Below are 16,626 nucleotides of genomic sequence, written 5' to 3'. Positions count from 1 at the left end.
ACCGCATCGGCCCACGGCCCGCAACACGCGCGGGGCACTTCACCCATGACCACGACCGCCCCGATCGAAGTCCTGCTTCGCGAGGCGCTCGACCGGCTCGTGCGGCAGGAACAGCGGACCGCCGCACTCGAAGCGGCGCTGCTCGGCTCCATTCCCCGAATCGTTCCCATTACACCGATCTCGAACGCGCTCGCACAAACAACTCGAACCTCAGAAACGCCCACGGTTACCCTCTGGCCCGCACCGCGCAAGGCGGAGCGCCCCGCCCCCGGCGACCACGCGCCGGACGCCGCCGTTTCGCCCGCCGCAGTGGTGGCCTCGCTCGACGACGTGATCTGGTCCGTGTCGCCGGACGGCCAGTCGGTGTTCTTCGCGGGCGGGGCCGTCGAGCGGCTCTACGGCCTGACCGCGCACGAAATCGAGATCCAGCGCGGTCGTTGGATCGATGCGGCCCCAGCCGACGACCGGGACCGGTTGCGGCTCGCGTTCGCACGTTTGCCGGATGCCGGTACCTTTTCGCTCGAGCACCGCGTCGCGCACGCGAGCGGCGGTATTCGGTGGGTTATCACGCGCGGCAAACTGGTACGCGACTCCGAGGGGCGCCCGCTCCGCGTGGACGGCTCCACCACCGACGTCACCCGCAAGGGCCGCACCCGCGACGCGGTCCTCACCGTTCTCGAGGGCGCCGGCCCTTCAACGGCACGCGACTTCCTCGTGCAACTCGCGCGGTATTTGTGCATCGCGTGCGCGGTCCGCGCCGCGATCGTTGTCGAGCCACACACGTCCGACAAAGCGCGGACCGCGGTCGCGTGGATCGGCGGGCGCGCGGTGGAGCCGTTCGCCTTCGACACGGGCACCGGCGTGGTACACGACCTCGTTGCGGGCGGGGCCGTCCTCGTGCCCTCGGGCGCACGCGACCGCTACCCCGCCGACCCGCTCCTGCTGAAGCTCCGGGCCGAAGCGTTCGCCGCCGAGCCGCTCGTGGATGCGGCCGGCCGGTTACTCGGCTTCGTCGCGATCGCCGATGACCGCCCCTTTGACACCGACCTCGACCCCCGCACGGTCCTCTGCGCGCTCGCGCCGCGGGCCGCGGTCGAACTGGCGCGGGCGACCGAAGCGGACACCGTGCGCGAACTCGAAGCGCGCCTCGCGGCGGCCGAAGAACGGGCATTTTCCGCGGAAAACGCCACGCGCGCGACCGCGAACCTCGCCGACGCGGGGCGCCTAGCGGCAGGAGTTGCGCACGACTTTCACAACATGCTCGGCGTCATCATCGGCAACGCGGACCTGATCCACTCGGCCCTGCCCGACGGCGACCCGCACCGCGAGTTCGCCGACACGATCGCCCGTACCGCACAGACCGTCGCGATCGTGAGCCGGCAGTTGGTCGCGATCGGCAAGCCGGGCGCCCCGAACTTCGCCCCGCTCGACGTAGCCGCAGCGCTCCGCGCGCTCGAACCGATGCTCCGGCGGCTCACCGAGCGAAAAATCGCGCTTCAGTTCGATATCGCCCCCGGGCTCCCGCTCGCACGCGCCGACGCGACCGACTTCGACCGCGTGCTCCTCAACCTCGTGCTGAACGCGCGCGACGCAAGCTCTTCTGGAAGCACCATTACGGTGCGAGCCGCGGCCGCGCTCGCCGAACCAGGACACCGCGGCTGGCCCGCCGACGCCCCGCCGACCGAGTTCGTCGCGGTCACGGTCGCGGACCAGGGGTGCGGGATGACGGCCGAGGTCCGCGAGAAAATGTTCGACCTGTTCTTCACCACAAAGGGCGAGCGCGGCACCGGGTTGGGTCTCGCGACCGTGAGTGCCGCGGTCCGCGCCGCGGGCGGCCACATTGAAGTGGAATCGGAACCCGGTTGGGGCACGACGATCCGCATCTACTGGCCGCTGGTCCTGGAACCGACCCGCTCCCGCTTCCCGCGCCGTGCCGAGTAGCCGGTCACCGGCCCACTAACGTCTTTCGCCTCTCGTTTTATTCGCTAAATCATTACTAAATATGCACTTGCAACTCGCGACCCGTTCCGAGGGTAACAAACGCTAACATTTTGGGCTTTCGGGGTCCGCACGACCCGAACCATTAAACTCGAAACGCGCCAACTGCTGAAATTTCAGGCATATCGGCTTCATTCCGCCAGCCGACCGTTTTTGGTGAGTTACTGCATTTCGCTAACATCGGCTAACATCGCCTCAATTTCCGTGACAGCCATCGTTGCACCCCTAATAACGCCTCTTCGCTGTTCGTTCTTGGTCCAATATTCACCCACTCTAATTGTAACGCTCAGGGGCGGGACTAAATGTCCGAAGTCAAGTTCTGGCGCGGGCAGCACGTCTGCGTCGCCGGAATCACTTCGGCACTGCGTCGGGATGTGTGTGAAACGCTCTCGGCCGGTGTGGACCGGCCGGCAGAAACGCCAGAAGAGCGCTTCTGCCGACCGGTCCGCACCGGCCGAGTGCTTAATGGGATTTTCTTACCTCAGCCGTTCCACATACGGGATCACCGGCTTGTAGTTAATCGACCTGTAATCGAACAAGGGCTGCGGTCCGGCATAGCCCGGTCGCACGTTCGACACGCACGAGCCGCCCCACGCAGGTCGGTTCAGACCGGTCACGCCCAATTGGTTCACACCTAGGCCGTTGGGGTAATTGGTATTCACACCCATACCGAGTGGCCCAACGGCATCGACGGTCACGTACTGAATATCGGCTCCGTAACCGATGGCGAGTTGAGTCCCGGCGCTGACCAAAACCCGCTGATCATCCACCACGCTGGGTTGCATGGTCACAGGAACGCGCGAGAGGATGGTCATCGTGGTTCCGTCGCCGGTCCCGGACGCGAGCGAGATCGGTACTGGAGTCGTGACTGCTGCTCCAGGTCGAACGGTACCCGTCAGCGATGTAAAGAACGGCTGCGGCGAGTTCGGCGAGTAGACCGCGTGGGGGTTCGCGTCATTAGCGACCGGCTGGGGCTTCATCGCCATGTTCGCCATGTCGATGAAGGCGATGTACTTCTGCCGCATGTCACCCGGGATCTTGTCGTACACCTCGGCGCCGAATTGCGGCGGAATCGGCACGTTCACGTTGTTCGGCCACCCGGCCGGCGCGGTAGCCGGATACGTCACGTCAAAGTAGCCGATGGTGACGTACACGACGAACGAGTGGCTGACGGTGGTGATGTTGTTGTGTACCTTCCGGAACGCCTCGATCTGCGTGTAGGGGTGAGTCGTGGGGTAGGTTGTCGCAACAGTAGTATCGTACAGCAGTGGCAGCACCGGAGTGGTCAGGTCGCGCCGCAGAACTGTGTTATCGATCCCGCTTCCCGTACCGTAGGCGAAGATGGTGCCGGCGGCTGATGCCGCAGGTGTGCCGAACGGAAGGAACGGGCGATCGGGACTCGCGGTCGAACCGACCACACTCGAATCAGTCACACTCGAAGTCGGCACCGGTACTTCAAACGTAGCCACGCCACTCGCGTTGTTGCGCGTCTGGAACGGGGTCCGTGATTTCATCCACGAGGTGGTTGCGTTCGTAGCCGTCCCCCACACCGTGGTGTTTACGAAGTTCAACTGGTTGCTGGTCAGCGGATCCCACAGCCCTTGCGCGACGCGGAGGTCCTGCATCGCGTTCACGTTGATCTTGCCGGTCACGCGCCCGCCGTGCGCGACGTGGTAGCTCGGCGATTTGACCGTGAGATATTCCAGTGCCCGGGCCAGGCCGTTATCGTGGAACCGCCAGCGCGCGTAACCGGCATCCTGCACCACACCGGCGGGCGTGTTCCTTACAAATTCGTTCGTGAGCATGTGCGGTTTGGAATCCCGTGCGAGAAACACATCGCCGAGCGTTTCGAGCGGCCGGTCCATGTGCGGCAGCCAGTCGAACGGCGTCATGATCGTATCGCTGATCGTCGCGACAGCGTTCGGAGGGGCAGTGACGGTCGATCCCGCCGGTTGTCCGGCGTTGCCGTTGTGACGCCCGAACGTGTTCTTCGGCTCGTTCGGGTCCGGCGTCGGGCGCGGCATTGTAGCCAGGGTCGTTTGGGCCAAAACCATCGAGGTCGCGAAATCGTATTTGTTGTACTTTCCCGGCGTAAAAGTAGTGGTCGGGTCATATGCCGCCCAACCAGCGAGTGGTTGCACTTTGCCAATCGAGAAGCGGTCAGCGACCGGGTCGTAGTAATCCTCCGGATTCTTCCCCATCGGAATCATCGCGGGACGCGACCCGCGGTCCGTTGTCCCGTTCGCAGCGCGGTGGACCGAGTCAAACGCGGGCACCTCGTTCATCATGTCTACTGTGACATAGGGATTGATGGGGAGCATGCTGTTGTACGTCGCCGTCAACAACGGGTCGTTCGGTGTCAGGTACGGGTTCGCCGCGCGGCGGAGCAGGACCGTGTGCCGCTTAAACTCTTCCGTTGAGAGTGTGGCGGCCGGGGGCATGTCGAGCGTGTACCCCATTGCGGTGCTCACTCCCGATTTGCCCATGACTGCAGGCGCCACCGAGGTCACCTTGTTCGTGCTCGCCCAAACACCTGTGTTCGGCGGGTTGAACTCGGCCGCGGCCGGGGTCTTTGCAGTAACCTCTGGTCCGACCAGCACGACCCCGTTTAGAGGCAGGTTTGTCGGGTCCGAAGGCTGGTACTGTGCGTTGTTTGGCTCGACCTTCGCAGGTTGGTTGACCGGCGCCGCGGGGAACGTGAACGTTGTGTCGGCAGCTTCGACGAACCGCCCCGTAACGTTCGACTGGAACTCAGGATCGGTTGGGATAAGAAACGCTGACAACTGGTCCTTTGGCATCGGTGCCCCACCCGTCTTGCGCTTCTGACGCGCGATCTGGATCTGGTAGGCACTCAGATTAACGGCACCCGTACCGAAGATCCCCTGGGGACCCGCAGCGGGCGGGAGCGGCAGCGCCGGCGGATTCGTGTGCGGAGTCGAGGTCGGGTTGAGCAACTCCGCCCAGAATTTGATGTGCGCCTGTGCGTTTGCAGCGAGCGCCTTCGGCATCATTGTCATCGGATCAATCGCGTCCTGGACAGGGTCGCCCGGGGCGTTAGTGATCTCACTGTAAATTTCGTTGAGGACGAGGCGCGGTTTCTCGATGCCGAACACCACACGGTTCCCGACGTCATTCGGGTTCGCGAAATCGGTGGTTCCGGTCGTGGGCGGGTTCCACACGAAGGTGGTGTTCACGTCATCGTTGTCGATATAGTCGACGATGTTCGCAGCTAGCTGTGCCAGATAGCGAAGCACCCAGTAATGCTGCGCTGTGTAAGTAATTGGAGCACCGCTCACTGGTGTGAGGATGAAAGTCGTCGGATCGGGTAGTCTAATAGTTACGCCCGTGTTATCGAACCGAACCTGCGCAGCGGCTCCTAGCGCCACACAGAGTCGCGCGAAAATGTCTCTTGCAAGAGCTTGCCGGTCCTGATCGGCCTGATTCGCAACAGTGGGGTTGGTGTTCGCGTTAGTCAAAGGCAGATTCGTATCGACCCGGTAATCGGCAAGCGGACGGTTTAGATTCACCGAACCAAGTTCGGCCGTCGCGTTTACCCACTGGTTGCCGGCCGCGAAGTCGGAGATGCTACCGAGGCCTTGAGGGGACGGGTACGGTCCGGCTGCGGCTGACAATGCGCTGGGCTTGGTTGGACCACCGGGACCGGTACCGAACGTCAGGGCGCCGGCCGCGTCGAGGTTAAGGAAGTTCGGCGCGATGGCGGGGCGGTCGAGACTGTTGTTCCTCGGGCTAAACAGATTGCGCCGCGGGTGTACCGGGTCGAGCCGGTACTGAGAGGGCGTATTCGCGCCCGGACTGGCAACGTATGGGTACGTGCCCGTATCGCTGCGGAACGCCGCTGACGTGTTTTTTGCTGAGAACGCCTGTAAGTGCCAGTCTGGGGTGAAGGCGTAACGCAGGCTCAGACGCTTGATGTCGCTGTAAGGGGAAATGAACGGTTTGAGAGGGTCCGCGTCGCTGAGCGTGACGAACTCGTTCGGGTTGTACCCCGCGGGGTGCCCCACGGCGGCGTTGGTGCTTTGGAAGCCGCCGTATGCCGGGGCGAACGACGGGTCACCGAACGAGGGCAGACCGCGAAGGCTCCCAGCCGTGGGCAGTGCAAAAGTAACTGGCGCACCGGTCCAACTGACCGAAGAGTAATTGGGTAGTTGGCGCCCGCCCGTGTACGGATCGAACGCGGCCGCCACACCCGTTCGGTTGATAAGGAGGTTCTGGCGATCGGCTTCCAGCGCGGTCGACAGAGCCGCGGGCGTCGAACTGGTTCTGTCGTAGTTGTTCAGCCCGTACCCTATGTTGACTTCCCACGGGCCGTACCCGCCATACGACGCATGGGCGTTGCCGGTACCGAGCCGGTTCCCGTGTACGCTCTGGTCGAACAGACCATCGAACGGGAGAATCAGCGGGGCAACCATCGGTTGCACGATGCGCCCGTCCGCGAGCGTGATCGGCTTCAGACCGATGTGCATCCACAGGCTGTCGTTCCTTTGAATCCCGAGCGCGCCGGTCAGGTTCTGGACGTCGCCGGTGAACGAGCCGTCGGGGTTGGGGGGAACGCGCGGGAACTTCGGGTGGTCCACCGGCAGCGGGCGCAGGATGCGGAGCCGCGCGTCCTTTTCAGGCTGCCCGACCCCCGTGGCGATGCCCCAGTTCGGGTTGCTCGGATCGAGCGCGGATTGCGTCGTGAGGTTCTCGTGACGGAACAGCCAGTCGCGGTAGAACGATGGCGCCAGCACTTCGCCGGTCGCCGGGTCGCGGGCGCCGAGGAAGAAGTTCTTCAGGTCGGGGTAGGTGTAACCCGCGTGCAGGCCGACATAATTCCGCCCGGCCAAGCTCTGATTGAACGCCGTCAGCACGGGTTGCAGAGGGATGGTGTTATCGGCGAACCGGTTCCCGGTCCACTCGGGGTCGATCACCAGCGCTTTGCTGTCGAGTGTCATGACCGTGTGATTCACGAACCGGGAGCGGTCACGCCGGGTCGCGGGGAGCAGACCGGCGAGTGACGGGTACGTCGTCGCCGGCCCACTGAGGTAGCCCGCGGGGTCTTCGTGGAACGTGCCGACGCCGGCCCACGGGACCGTGGAACCGACCCACGGGTTCGTGTTCGAGTAGTCGGACCGGCTGCCGTACATGGCCCGGGCGATGCTGTGCCCGCGCAGCGCGTTGTGGAGCGCGTCGGCGTCGTCGTAGTCGTCGTAGAGGAGCGTGCCGAGGAACTTGTTGATCGTACTGGTCGGGTCCGGTGCCGCAGTGCCGGGTGAGCTCGCGGCCTCCTTGTGGGCTTGGGCCACGGCCTTTTCTTTGACGGCGTACATCATGAACGCCAGCCCGAGCACCATCAGGATGGTGATAAGGGCGAAGATCGTGATCACGACCACGGTCCCGCGGCGCGGGGCTCGTCGGTGCGATCGGGTGAGAGGCCGGAACATGGCGGCGGTCTCCGGGCGAGTGCGTGTGTGGGGCCAGCGCCCGCGCCACCGGGCGCGAGCGGAACGGTGTTTTCGGGTGTCGCGGGGCGGGGATCGGTTAGAGGTCCACCATCATCGTCGTCTGCCGCGTGGTCTTGGTCGCCGGGCTCCAGCACCGCAGGCGGATCATCGCGCCGGTGATACGGATGCGCTTCAGTGTTCTCGTCGGAAATGCGCTCGTCGCCAGGTTCGTGGGCTGATTCCAGTCTTGAGCGGTATTATTTATAAGCTGATTAAAAGTATCATAATTTCCATCATACGGAAGGTTATCGTAAGGATAATCCGTATTCGGCGGGGACCCGGAGAACGGGCGCGGCCAGGTGGTAGACGTGTCGGTGGCCCCTGGTGCCGCCCAAGAGAGATCTGTTCCGACCGTTGGCCCGACGGACCCGGTGAATTTGACTTCAAACGATGTCACACTGTCGTGCAGGACGTCCTCGCCGACGCGGAACCCCGTGGCCGGAGAAATCTGGGCGCGGGGCACGCGATTTCCTAAAGCGAGATCGCTCATGGTCAACATTTGGAAGTTGGGAGCAGGTCCACCGATCACCGCCATCACTTCGGGTGGATCATTTTTGTCCGGGCCGGGAAGGGGGGGCGCATTCAAAAGCGCGGAGTAAGCCGGTGCGTCGTCACCGGTTCGAGCCGCGATGCGCCACCGGCGGATGAGTTTGTACCGCGCCACGCCACCCGACGTTGATATGTTCGGAACAAGAAAATAGGCAACTTCACCACACGTGCCCGTGATCGATTGACCATTTGAGGCCGGCACGTTTACAACGAGGCGGTCTTCTGGTGCTCCGCCCGGGACCACGATCGTGAACTGAAGCACGTGGTTCGCGGACCGGGACGACCGGAACCCTTCGGCGTCCGAGTTCTCGGGAAAATTCCACGTGGCGTCGTTCGTTGCGGCCCACGTCGGTTCCGTCAGCGGAGCCGGACGGCTCGACGCGAAGAAGTACCCGGCCCGGGGCGGCTTGTAGCCGTCGAGCCGGTTGGTTGTTGCGTTCAGAAACAGCCGATCGGTGCGCTGGTCACTCAACTTCCGGCCCTGGTTCGGCTTGCCGTCTTCTTCCAGGAAGTGATCGCGCATGAGGTCGCGCCGGATGAGGGCGACGATCGCGCGCTCCTGCGACATGTGGTTGCCCTGAGCCTTGGCCGCGCGAACCGTGTCCGTCGCGATCGAGGACGCGGCCACGAGGATGCTCATCAGAATCAGTACCACCACCGTCACCACCATCAATTCGATGATGGTGAACGCCCGGCGGCGCGCGGTTCGGCGTGTGTGTGTGAGGCGGATCATCGGTCGCCCTCGCACCGGTGCCGGACGGGGCGAGCCGTCGGACCGGAAGGAATCACTGTTCGGAGCTGGTCGGACCGGGCACAGTGCCCACAATTCAGTTTCCCGTGCGATCCGTTAATTGGTGTTCCCGGTCAGCGCCGGGCGATCGAACACATCGGCGACGCCGGCCATGACGACGACGACCGCGTTGTAAGCGTTGGTCCCGCCGTCCACCCGCTTGACCGGCGTGTGGAGCTCCACGTCGTAAAAGCCCGCGGTATTTTCCGCCACACTCACGACGCGGTAAAAGTTCGCGTGCCTGACGGTCCCGTCGATCGTTGCGTCCATGATCCAACTCCCCTTCCGAATGTCGGCCGCGCTCGAAATGGTCATCGCGGTGCTCCCGGGAGTGAGCGAAATGCTCGCGGGGTTCGCGGTGTTCGGGAACACGGCTTCGGAGCCCTGGGGGAAGAACCCGTCGCGGCGGTTGATGAAAACAACAACTTTGAGCGTGGCGTTGTACCGATCGCGGTTCACCGGGCGCTGTAACACGGCCAGCGCGTTGTACCGCAGTTCGCGCGTGTCGGTCGCGGCCGGGCGCGAGTCCTCGTCCCAGGAGAACCCGTCGGGCTGGCTCCAGAGCCGACGGGCCAGGCTCGGCTCTTGCGTATTGGGCGTGTTAAATGCCGCGGGCGGGGGCAGGTCCGTAACGAGCCGCATGCTCCGTCGGGGTACAAATGAGGGGCCGGACGCGGACCCAGTGGAATCACCGACCCAACGCTTGCTCGCACTACTGTTGCTCCGCCCGGCCCACCCCATCGGGTCAAGGAACACGGGGTAACTGGGTTCCAAAGGGTTCGTCGGGGTTGGCGTCGCTACGTTGGACGGGTGTGGCCCCTGGTCGCTCGGATTATCCATTGCGGTCCAAAACGGCTCGTTGTTACCGAACCCGCTTGTGTCTTCAACAACTTTCTCTTTCCAGTAGCCCCGGACCAGCCCGTCGATGGCGCCGGCGTGAGAGGCCGAGCGGTCGCTGATGAGGGCGTCGCTCATCTGCTTCGCGCCGAACGGGAACATGCTCATCACGCCCACGAGCCCGATCGCCGTGATGAAGATGGCGACCAGGGCTTCCGTCATTGTCAGACCGGGTCGGCGGGTCATCGGTCGCCCTCGGGTTGGCGACCAGCGGGGGACGGCCGCCGGTCAGGAGTCGGGGATCGGGGAGCGGAGCCGCTCCCGGAAGAATCATTCGCAGTGCAATCACGGGCGCCAAAAAATCGCGCGAAGTTTCGCGTCAGTTGTTCAGCTCTTGGCGAACCAAGCTGAACTGGTTCTGTCCCGTGGCGTAAGTCCCAAAGGTCGGGCCAGGAGCCACCTCGGGCCAGAGCGGTTGGTTGTGCCCGATGGCCCCGGACGAGCGGACCGAGATGATGTACTGGTCGCCCCCGCGCCGGAACGCGGTCAGCAGATTCCCGTCGGTGGCGGCGGGGATCGCCATCGTCGGGGTCTTGGTGTAATCGCGGACCCACAAGAAGATCACGCCATTGGAGTTCTCGATGAGTTTCCCGTCCGGTCCGAACATCACATCGAAGTCGCCCGTTGCGCTCGGGAAGCTAACGCTCATGTCGACGCAGATGTTTTTGGGAATCAGCACCGTCGGCTCGCCGACGAGCGGCGTCGCCGGGAGGTAGATCGCGAAGTAGTTGGTCGTAGCCAGTGTGCCGCCCCCCATGACCGCGTCGGGGTAGACTTCGAGGGTCACTTCCAGGTCACTGAGCGGCAGCCCCAAAGCCGAGGTGCGCCCGTTCGATTTCGGGTTGGCCGGCTGCGGCGCGGGGAGCGGCGGAATGGACCAGTTGAGCGGGACCGCGGTAATCTTGCTCCAAAATCCGAAATTTGGCATCACAACCGTGCAGCCCCCCAACTGAACCTGCTTGTACTGATCCTCGGTCAGATTCTCGATGATGCACCGACGACTCTGGATCGCTCCCGTGGGGCCGAGCGTGTATTCAAACTTCACACGTGGCTCGGCTTCCAAATTAGGAATCGAGTTCGGGTTCGAGCTCTGATTGACGAGCGGCTTCAGGTTCGGGATCAGGGGCGGCGGGAGCTCGATGTACTGGAGCTCGGTCACGAACTGGGTGCTGGTTCTCGCGGGGTTCGCGATGAGGTCCGTGGGGGCTGCGATGAACCGGACCCCACGAGGGGCCTTGTCACGCGCGGCCATCCCCTGCGCCATTCGGAGCGTGATCTCCACGTCACTGACCGCGTTGCGCGCCCGGTCCTGATCCCGCGCACCGGGGTACACGAGCAGGATGAACCCCGCGAGGGTGGTGATGATGGCCATCGCGACGAGGAGTTCAATCAGGGTGAACCCGGCCCGCGTATTCGTGCGAGTCATGACGTTTCCCCTTAGTTTCCTTGGCGATTGAATTGGTAGCCGAGGACGTCGTCGCCGGACAAGTTGTCGAACGTCTTGTTATCGCCCCAACCAACAACCGAGGGCACGCGGTTGCGGCCGTTGAACTGGAGGTTGTACGGTGCCGCGTTCAGGGCATCGCGCTGGGTCGATGGCGTCCAGTTAATAACGAGCTTCTTCGGATCGAGCGGATCGGGGCTCCCCACCGTTGCGTAGGGCGGGTTGTCGAGTTCCGTGGTCTGCGCCCATCGTTTGAAGGAAACGGGGGCCCCACGGACGTCAACGAATATGCTGAAATCCTTCCCCCCTAGGTTGACGGTCTTAATTTCACCAGTGCTCCCGCCTTCCTCGCCCCCTCCCCCCCCGATCGATTTCTCCTTGAGGATCAGGTAGAGCAGCACCGCGGACTGTTCGGCCGCCGAACCGCCCGTATTGTTCCACACAGGCTTGAAGGACACCTTCTGCTCGTAAAGAGCACCAATTGAGAACGATGGGGTCGAGGCCTCGGTGAACGTTTCGGGGAAGTTGACCCGCAGCGTGGCCGCCGTATGTACAGCTTTGGCCCGTTCTCGATCCCCGCCGCAATACACGATGACCGCGTCCGGCACGGGGTCTTTCTGGCATTTCGCTAAAACTGTAGCGTATTCCTGATTCAGTGCGAGCTGGAGGCGCTTGACCTGACTCTTGACCGCGTCGTTGGTCGTGTTCGCCCGGAACTTCATGAGGGCCACGAATCCCAGGCCCACCAGAACCGCCATAATGCTGACGACGACGAGCAGTTCGACGAGGGTGAACCCCGCCCGGCGCCCGGTTCTGACGGGCGTAAGTGCGTTTGTTTTCATGTGATTCTCCGTTACTGGGGGCCGGCGCCGATAACGGCGGTCGAGAAATTGCTCTTGTCGTCCTCACCGGCACCATTGATGGGGCCGCTCCAAATACCCCCAGCTCCAAACGTCTTGTTTGGACCCGCAGAAATGATCTGGAGAGTCTTGGGGTTCTCGTACTTCGGGGGCGGGGGCGTGGCCGGGAGCGGCAAAGTTTGGCGGTAGTACGGAGAGACGATAACGCTGCCGGACGTGAACGTCTGAACGGTCGTGGTGGAACCAGCAACGGTGTACGTCCCCTTCGACCCGGCCAGGAAGACCACGTAGGGCGAACCGTAAGGATCCAATACCCGCGCGTGGCCGTTCGCGAGCGTTTCGTACATGTTCAACTTGAGTTGGAGGAACGGCCCGATCCGCTGCTCGTCGCCCTGGGCTTTCTTCGTGAAAGGCTTCTGCCCACGAGCGAACCCCTGGAACTCCATCGGCGCACCGCCAGTCAGGAAGAAGACCGCGATTTGATTACCGTCGTCCAGCACAGCATCGGTTAAACCCGTGTCCGCCAAGTAGAGGTTCGGGAAGAGTCGCTTGAGGTAGCTGGCTTCAATTGTGTACGTTGGGTCGAGAGAACCATCTGACAAGGTGTAATTCTTCTTCAGGCGAAACGGGGGCGGGGGCAAATGCCCGGGCTGACTGAGTTCTGCACTGACGCCGAAAGAATTCGCTGCGACAGTAATCTGCTCCATCCGCCAGCCGTTATCGGCACGAATGACCGCGTCCCGGCCCTTCATGACCCCGGCCGTCGTCAGCGCCACCAGGACGCCGATGATGGAGATCACCACCAGCAGTTCGATCAGCGTGAAGCCGTCGCGTCGGTAACCGCTCAGCCGCGTCATTGGTCGGTCCCTCCCCTGTAAATCCGAGAGCCAAAATCCGAATCGGAGCGGCGGGCGGGGCACGGACGAAGACCAGTTCGGGCTGTTCTTCGGAATCCCGCGCCCCGCCCCGCCTCCGGGTTACTTACTCAGGCCTTCCAGCAGCTTGATGAGCGGCAGGAACAGCGAGATCACAATCGCCCCGATCGTGAAGCCCAGGAACACGATCATGATGGGCTCCAGCAGCGAGATCAGCGACTTGACGAGGTTATCGACCCACTCGTCGTAGAAGTCGGCGATCTTGTAGAGCATGGTGTCGAGGTCGCCCGTCTCCTCGCCCACTTCCACCATATTCACGACCATGTTGTCTACCAAACGGGACTCGCGAAGTGGTTCCGCGATCGTATCGCCTTCCCGGATCGACTCGAAGATCCGCTGGAACATGCGCTCGAAGACCGCGTTATTCGCGGTTTCCTTCACGATGCTGATGGCTTCTAGGATGGGCACGCCGGAGCTAATCAGGGTGCCGAGGGTCCGCATCGTCCGGGCAACGATCGTTTTTTCCACGAGTTGCCCGACAACGGGTATCCAGAGCGTGGCCCGGTCGAGGGCATAATTCCCGGCCCGCGAGAGCCGGATGAGTTTTATCAGGAAGTAGACGGAGACCGGGAACAGGGGGATCGTCCACCAGTACTCGCTCATCCAGTTGGAGACCTTGATGAGCGTCAGCGTGGCCCACGGCAGGGTCATGCCGAACTCGTCGAAGATCTTCTTAAACTTCGGGATGATGGCCACCATGATGAACGTCAGGATGGCGACCGCGACGAAGATCACGACGGCCGGGTAGACCATCGCCCCGATGATCTTGGCCTTGAGGCTCTGGGCCTTTTCGAGGAAGTCCGCGAGGCGCTGGAGGATCACTTCCAGCGCACCGCCGGCTTCACCGGCCCGGACCATGTTCACGTACAACTTGCTGAACGCCTTGGGGTGCCGGCCCAGGGCCTCCGAGAGCGCGGCCCCGGACTCGACGTCCTCCACCACGTCGATGAGCGCGTTCTTGAGCGCGCTGGGTGTCATCTGGCGCTCCAGGATGCGGAGCGACCGGAGCACCGGCAGGCCGGCGTCCTGGAGCGTGGAGAACTGGCGGGTGAAGGTCACCAGTTGCTTCGATTTGACGCCGCCGATGACGAACGTTTTGCGGCTCTTGCCGGTCTTTTTCGCCTTCTTGCCCTTCGACCCCTTACCGCCCGCCATCGCGGTCAGTTTGGTGACGAAGTAGCCCTTCGCCTTCACTTTCTGCTGGGCCTCTTCCTCGTTGGCGGCCTCAATCGAGTCCTTGACCTCGGCCCCGGACGTGTCCAGCGCCTCGTACTTGTATGTAGGCATTTACCGTCCTCACCCTGGTGGTGTGTGTCGAGCGCGGGCCGAGTCCCGGCGCCCCCTAAAGGGGGCTAACGTCTGTGGCGAACGTCTATTCCAATTCCGAGCGTGCGAACAGGGGGTGCGAGCCCCCTCTAGCAGGGTCAGGGGTCGGGATTCAGGATTCGGCATTCAGGAGGCAAACCAGCAGCCAAACTCAAAGCCCATCGACCTTTTGCCCGAATGCCGAATCCTGAACCCCGGCCCCTGCTCCGATCACCCTTCGTCTTCCTGAACGGTTTCGCGGACCACCTCGTCCAGCGTGCTCGTGCCCCCGAAGAGCGCCCGCAGCCCGGCGTCGCGGAGGCTCTGGGTGCCGGACTTGCGGGTGTGGGCGCGGACCGCGTCGGTGCTCGCCCCGCGGCTCACCATGTCGCGCAAGTCGTCGTTCATGACGAGCACTTCGTACAACCCGGTGCGCCCCTTGAAGCCCAGGTTGTTACACTTGTCGCACCCCTCGCCGTAGTAGAACGGGCGGCCCTTGAGTTGCTCCGGCGTGAGGTTCAGTTCCATCAACTGTTCGCGGGTCGGCTCGTAGGAGGTCTTGCAGAACGTGCAGATGCGGCGCACGAGCCGCTGGGCCTGGATCGCCTCCACCGTCGCGGTGATGAGGAACGGCTCCACGCCCATGTCGCGGAGCCGCGTGATGGACGAGGGGGCGTCGTTGGTGTGCAGCGTGCTGAACACCAAGTGCCCCGTCAGCGAGGCCTGGATCGCGATGCCCGCGGTCTCGAGGTCGCGGATCTCACCGACCAGGATCACGTCCGGGTCTTGACGGAGGATGGCCCGCAGCGCGCTGGCGAACGTGACGTCGATTTCGTGGTTGATCGGGCACTGCACGATCCCGTCGATTTCGTACTCGACGGGGTCCTCCGTGGTGATGATCTTGGTGTCGATGTCGTTGAGTTCCGAGAGTGCGGAGTACAGCGTGGTCGTCTTGCCGGCCCCGGTCGGCCCGGTCACGAGCACGATGCCGTTGGGCTTGTGGATGATCGCGCGGAACTGGCCGAGCAGGTCCGCGGGCATCCCGATGCGGTCGAGCGAGAGGCCGACGTTCGTGCGGTCCAGCACCCGGATGACGACGCTCTCGCCGAACAGCGTGGGGAGCACGCTCACGCGCATGTCGACCGGGTTCCCGCCGACGTTGAGCTCGATGCGCCCGTCCTGCGGGAGCCGGCGCTCGGCGATGTCCAGGTTCGCCATGACCTTGATGCGCGAGGCGATCGCGGTCGCGAGGTGGCGGGGCGGCGGCACCATTTCGTAGAGCACGCCGTCGCACCGGTACCGCATCTTGTACTCGTCCTCGAACGGCTCGAAGTGGACGTCCGAGGCGTGGTCGCGGATCGCCATCAGCAGCACCATGTTGATGAGCTTCCGCACCGGCGCGGCGTTCGCCATTTCCACCATGTCGCCGATGTCGATGGACGTCTCGCGCCCGACCGTGTTGGCCCCGATGCTCGCGTCCGCTTCGATCTGGGCGTACACCGAGCTGATCGTCTCCTCTTTTTCGGTGGAGTACGCCTTCGCGAGGAGCTGCGCGATCTGCTTGGGCGGGCCGAGGATCGGGTTCACCTGCTTGATGCCGAGCAGGTTCCGCAGGTCGTCCATCGCCTGCATGTTGTTGGGGTCGGACATCGCGACCGTCAGCACGTCGTTCTCGTAGCTGATCGGCACCAGCTTGTACATTTCGGCGATGTTCTTCATCACCAACTTGACCGCGCTCGGGTGCGGCTTCGTGTCCTCGAGGTTGGCGACGCGCATGCCGTGGATTTCGGCCATCGCCTGGAGCAGTTGCTCCTCGTTGAGCACCCCGCGCTGCATGGCGATTTCGCCGAGCTGCGAGTCGCTCGTGCGCATGTCTTCGTAGAGCGTTTCGATCTGTGCCCCGTCGAGGAAGCCGAGGTCTTCGAGCTTCTTGGCGAGCTGGAGCGTGTTGGCGTCGATGTGGGAGAAGCGGTTCTTCGCGGGCTGGGGTTTCTTCTGCGGGGCCGGCTGCGCGGGCTTCTGAGCCGCGGGCGCAGTGGGCTTCGCGGCGCCGGGCGCTGCGGGCTTCTGGCCCGGCGCAACGGGCTTGGCACCTTGCGCTTGCGCGGGCGCGGTGGGCTTCGCGGCGCCGGGCACTGCGGGCTTCTGGCCCGGCGCAACGGGTTTCGGCTGGCCGTTACCGGCGGTGACGGGCTTGCTCGCGGCCTCGCCGGGCTTCTTCGGGGGCAGGTTCGGGTTATTCGGCGCGGTGGACATGAGTGTTCCGTTGTTCGTTCGTGTTTGGTATTCGGTAATGAGTGTTTGGCCACACTGAGGTCGGGAGCTCGGGGGCACTCGGGCACCG

At 63.6% G+C, this 16,626-nt stretch carries 9 protein-coding genes; 1 reads left to right on the top strand and 8 read right to left on the bottom strand.

What is annotated here, in order from left to right; genetic code table 11:
* Positions 1-45: 45 nt before the first annotated feature.
* Complete coding sequence (locus J8F10_RS24885; protein ID WP_210658541.1) at positions 46-1,941, top strand: hybrid sensor histidine kinase/response regulator; 1,896 nt, start codon at positions 46-48, stop codon at positions 1,939-1,941.
* Between the two features lie 533 nt (positions 1,942-2,474).
* Here J8F10_RS24885 and J8F10_RS24880 read toward each other — a convergent pair.
* The 8 genes from J8F10_RS24880 to J8F10_RS24845 form a co-directional block, all read right to left on the bottom strand.
* Entirely contained in the window at positions 2,475-7,442 is a 4,968-nt protein-coding gene (locus tag J8F10_RS24880; protein WP_210658539.1) for a hypothetical protein, read from the bottom strand.
* Positions 7,443-7,539: 97 nt separating this feature from the next.
* Positions 7,540-8,784 (bottom strand): type II secretion system protein, encoded by a 1,245-nt coding sequence (locus J8F10_RS24875; RefSeq protein ID WP_210658537.1) that lies wholly within the window; start codon positions 8,782-8,784, stop codon positions 7,540-7,542.
* A 114-nt stretch (positions 8,785-8,898) separates the two neighbouring features.
* On the bottom strand, positions 8,899-9,924 hold the full coding sequence (locus tag J8F10_RS24870) for a type IV pilus modification PilV family protein (RefSeq protein WP_210658535.1): 1,026 nt from the start codon (positions 9,922-9,924) through the stop codon (positions 8,899-8,901).
* 133 nt (positions 9,925-10,057) lie between these two features.
* Entirely contained in the window at positions 10,058-11,164 is a 1,107-nt protein-coding gene (locus tag J8F10_RS24865) for a pilus assembly FimT family protein (protein ID WP_210658533.1), read from the bottom strand.
* An 11-nt stretch (positions 11,165-11,175) separates the two neighbouring features.
* Positions 11,176-12,024, bottom strand: a complete 849-nt coding sequence (locus tag J8F10_RS24860; protein ID WP_210658531.1) for a type II secretion system protein — start codon at positions 12,022-12,024, stop codon at positions 11,176-11,178.
* Positions 12,025-12,035: 11 nt separating this feature from the next.
* Complete coding sequence (locus tag J8F10_RS24855; protein ID WP_210658529.1) at positions 12,036-12,899, bottom strand: type II secretion system protein; 864 nt, start codon at positions 12,897-12,899, stop codon at positions 12,036-12,038.
* Positions 12,900-13,019: 120 nt separating this feature from the next.
* Positions 13,020-14,264, bottom strand: coding sequence for a type II secretion system F family protein (locus J8F10_RS24850; protein ID WP_210658527.1), 1,245 nt, complete (start codon positions 14,262-14,264; stop codon positions 13,020-13,022).
* A gap of 249 nt (positions 14,265-14,513) precedes the next feature.
* Positions 14,514-16,538, bottom strand: coding sequence for an ATPase, T2SS/T4P/T4SS family (locus tag J8F10_RS24845; protein ID WP_246523557.1), 2,025 nt, complete (start codon positions 16,536-16,538; stop codon positions 14,514-14,516).
* Positions 16,539-16,626 lie beyond the last annotated feature (88 nt).

The organism is Gemmata palustris (assembly GCF_017939745.1).
GTDB lineage: Bacteria > Planctomycetota > Planctomycetia > Gemmatales > Gemmataceae > Gemmata > Gemmata palustris.
Note: the sequence above shows the minus strand (reverse complement) of the source record. Positions and strands in the feature narration are given on the sequence as shown.

Bases quoted from the DNA above. Each gene is read 5' to 3' on its own strand.
- J8F10_RS24885 (WP_210658541.1), top strand. From the start codon at position 46: ATGACCACGACCGCCCCGATCGAAGTCCTGCTTCGCGAGGCGCTCGAC.
- J8F10_RS24880 (WP_210658539.1), bottom strand. From the start codon at position 7,442: ATGTTCCGGCCTCTCACCCGATCGCACCGACGAGCCCCGCGCCGCGGG.
- J8F10_RS24875 (WP_210658537.1), bottom strand. From the start codon at position 8,784: ATGATCCGCCTCACACACACACGCCGAACCGCGCGCCGCCGGGCGTTC.
- J8F10_RS24870 (WP_210658535.1), bottom strand. From the start codon at position 9,924: ATGACCCGCCGACCCGGTCTGACAATGACGGAAGCCCTGGTCGCCATC.
- J8F10_RS24865 (WP_210658533.1), bottom strand. From the start codon at position 11,164: ATGACTCGCACGAATACGCGGGCCGGGTTCACCCTGATTGAACTCCTC.
- J8F10_RS24860 (WP_210658531.1), bottom strand. From the start codon at position 12,024: ATGAAAACAAACGCACTTACGCCCGTCAGAACCGGGCGCCGGGCGGGG.
- J8F10_RS24855 (WP_210658529.1), bottom strand. From the start codon at position 12,899: ATGACGCGGCTGAGCGGTTACCGACGCGACGGCTTCACGCTGATCGAA.
- J8F10_RS24850 (WP_210658527.1), bottom strand. From the start codon at position 14,264: ATGCCTACATACAAGTACGAGGCGCTGGACACGTCCGGGGCCGAGGTC.
- J8F10_RS24845 (WP_246523557.1), bottom strand. From the start codon at position 16,538: ATGTCCACCGCGCCGAATAACCCGAACCTGCCCCCGAAGAAGCCCGGC.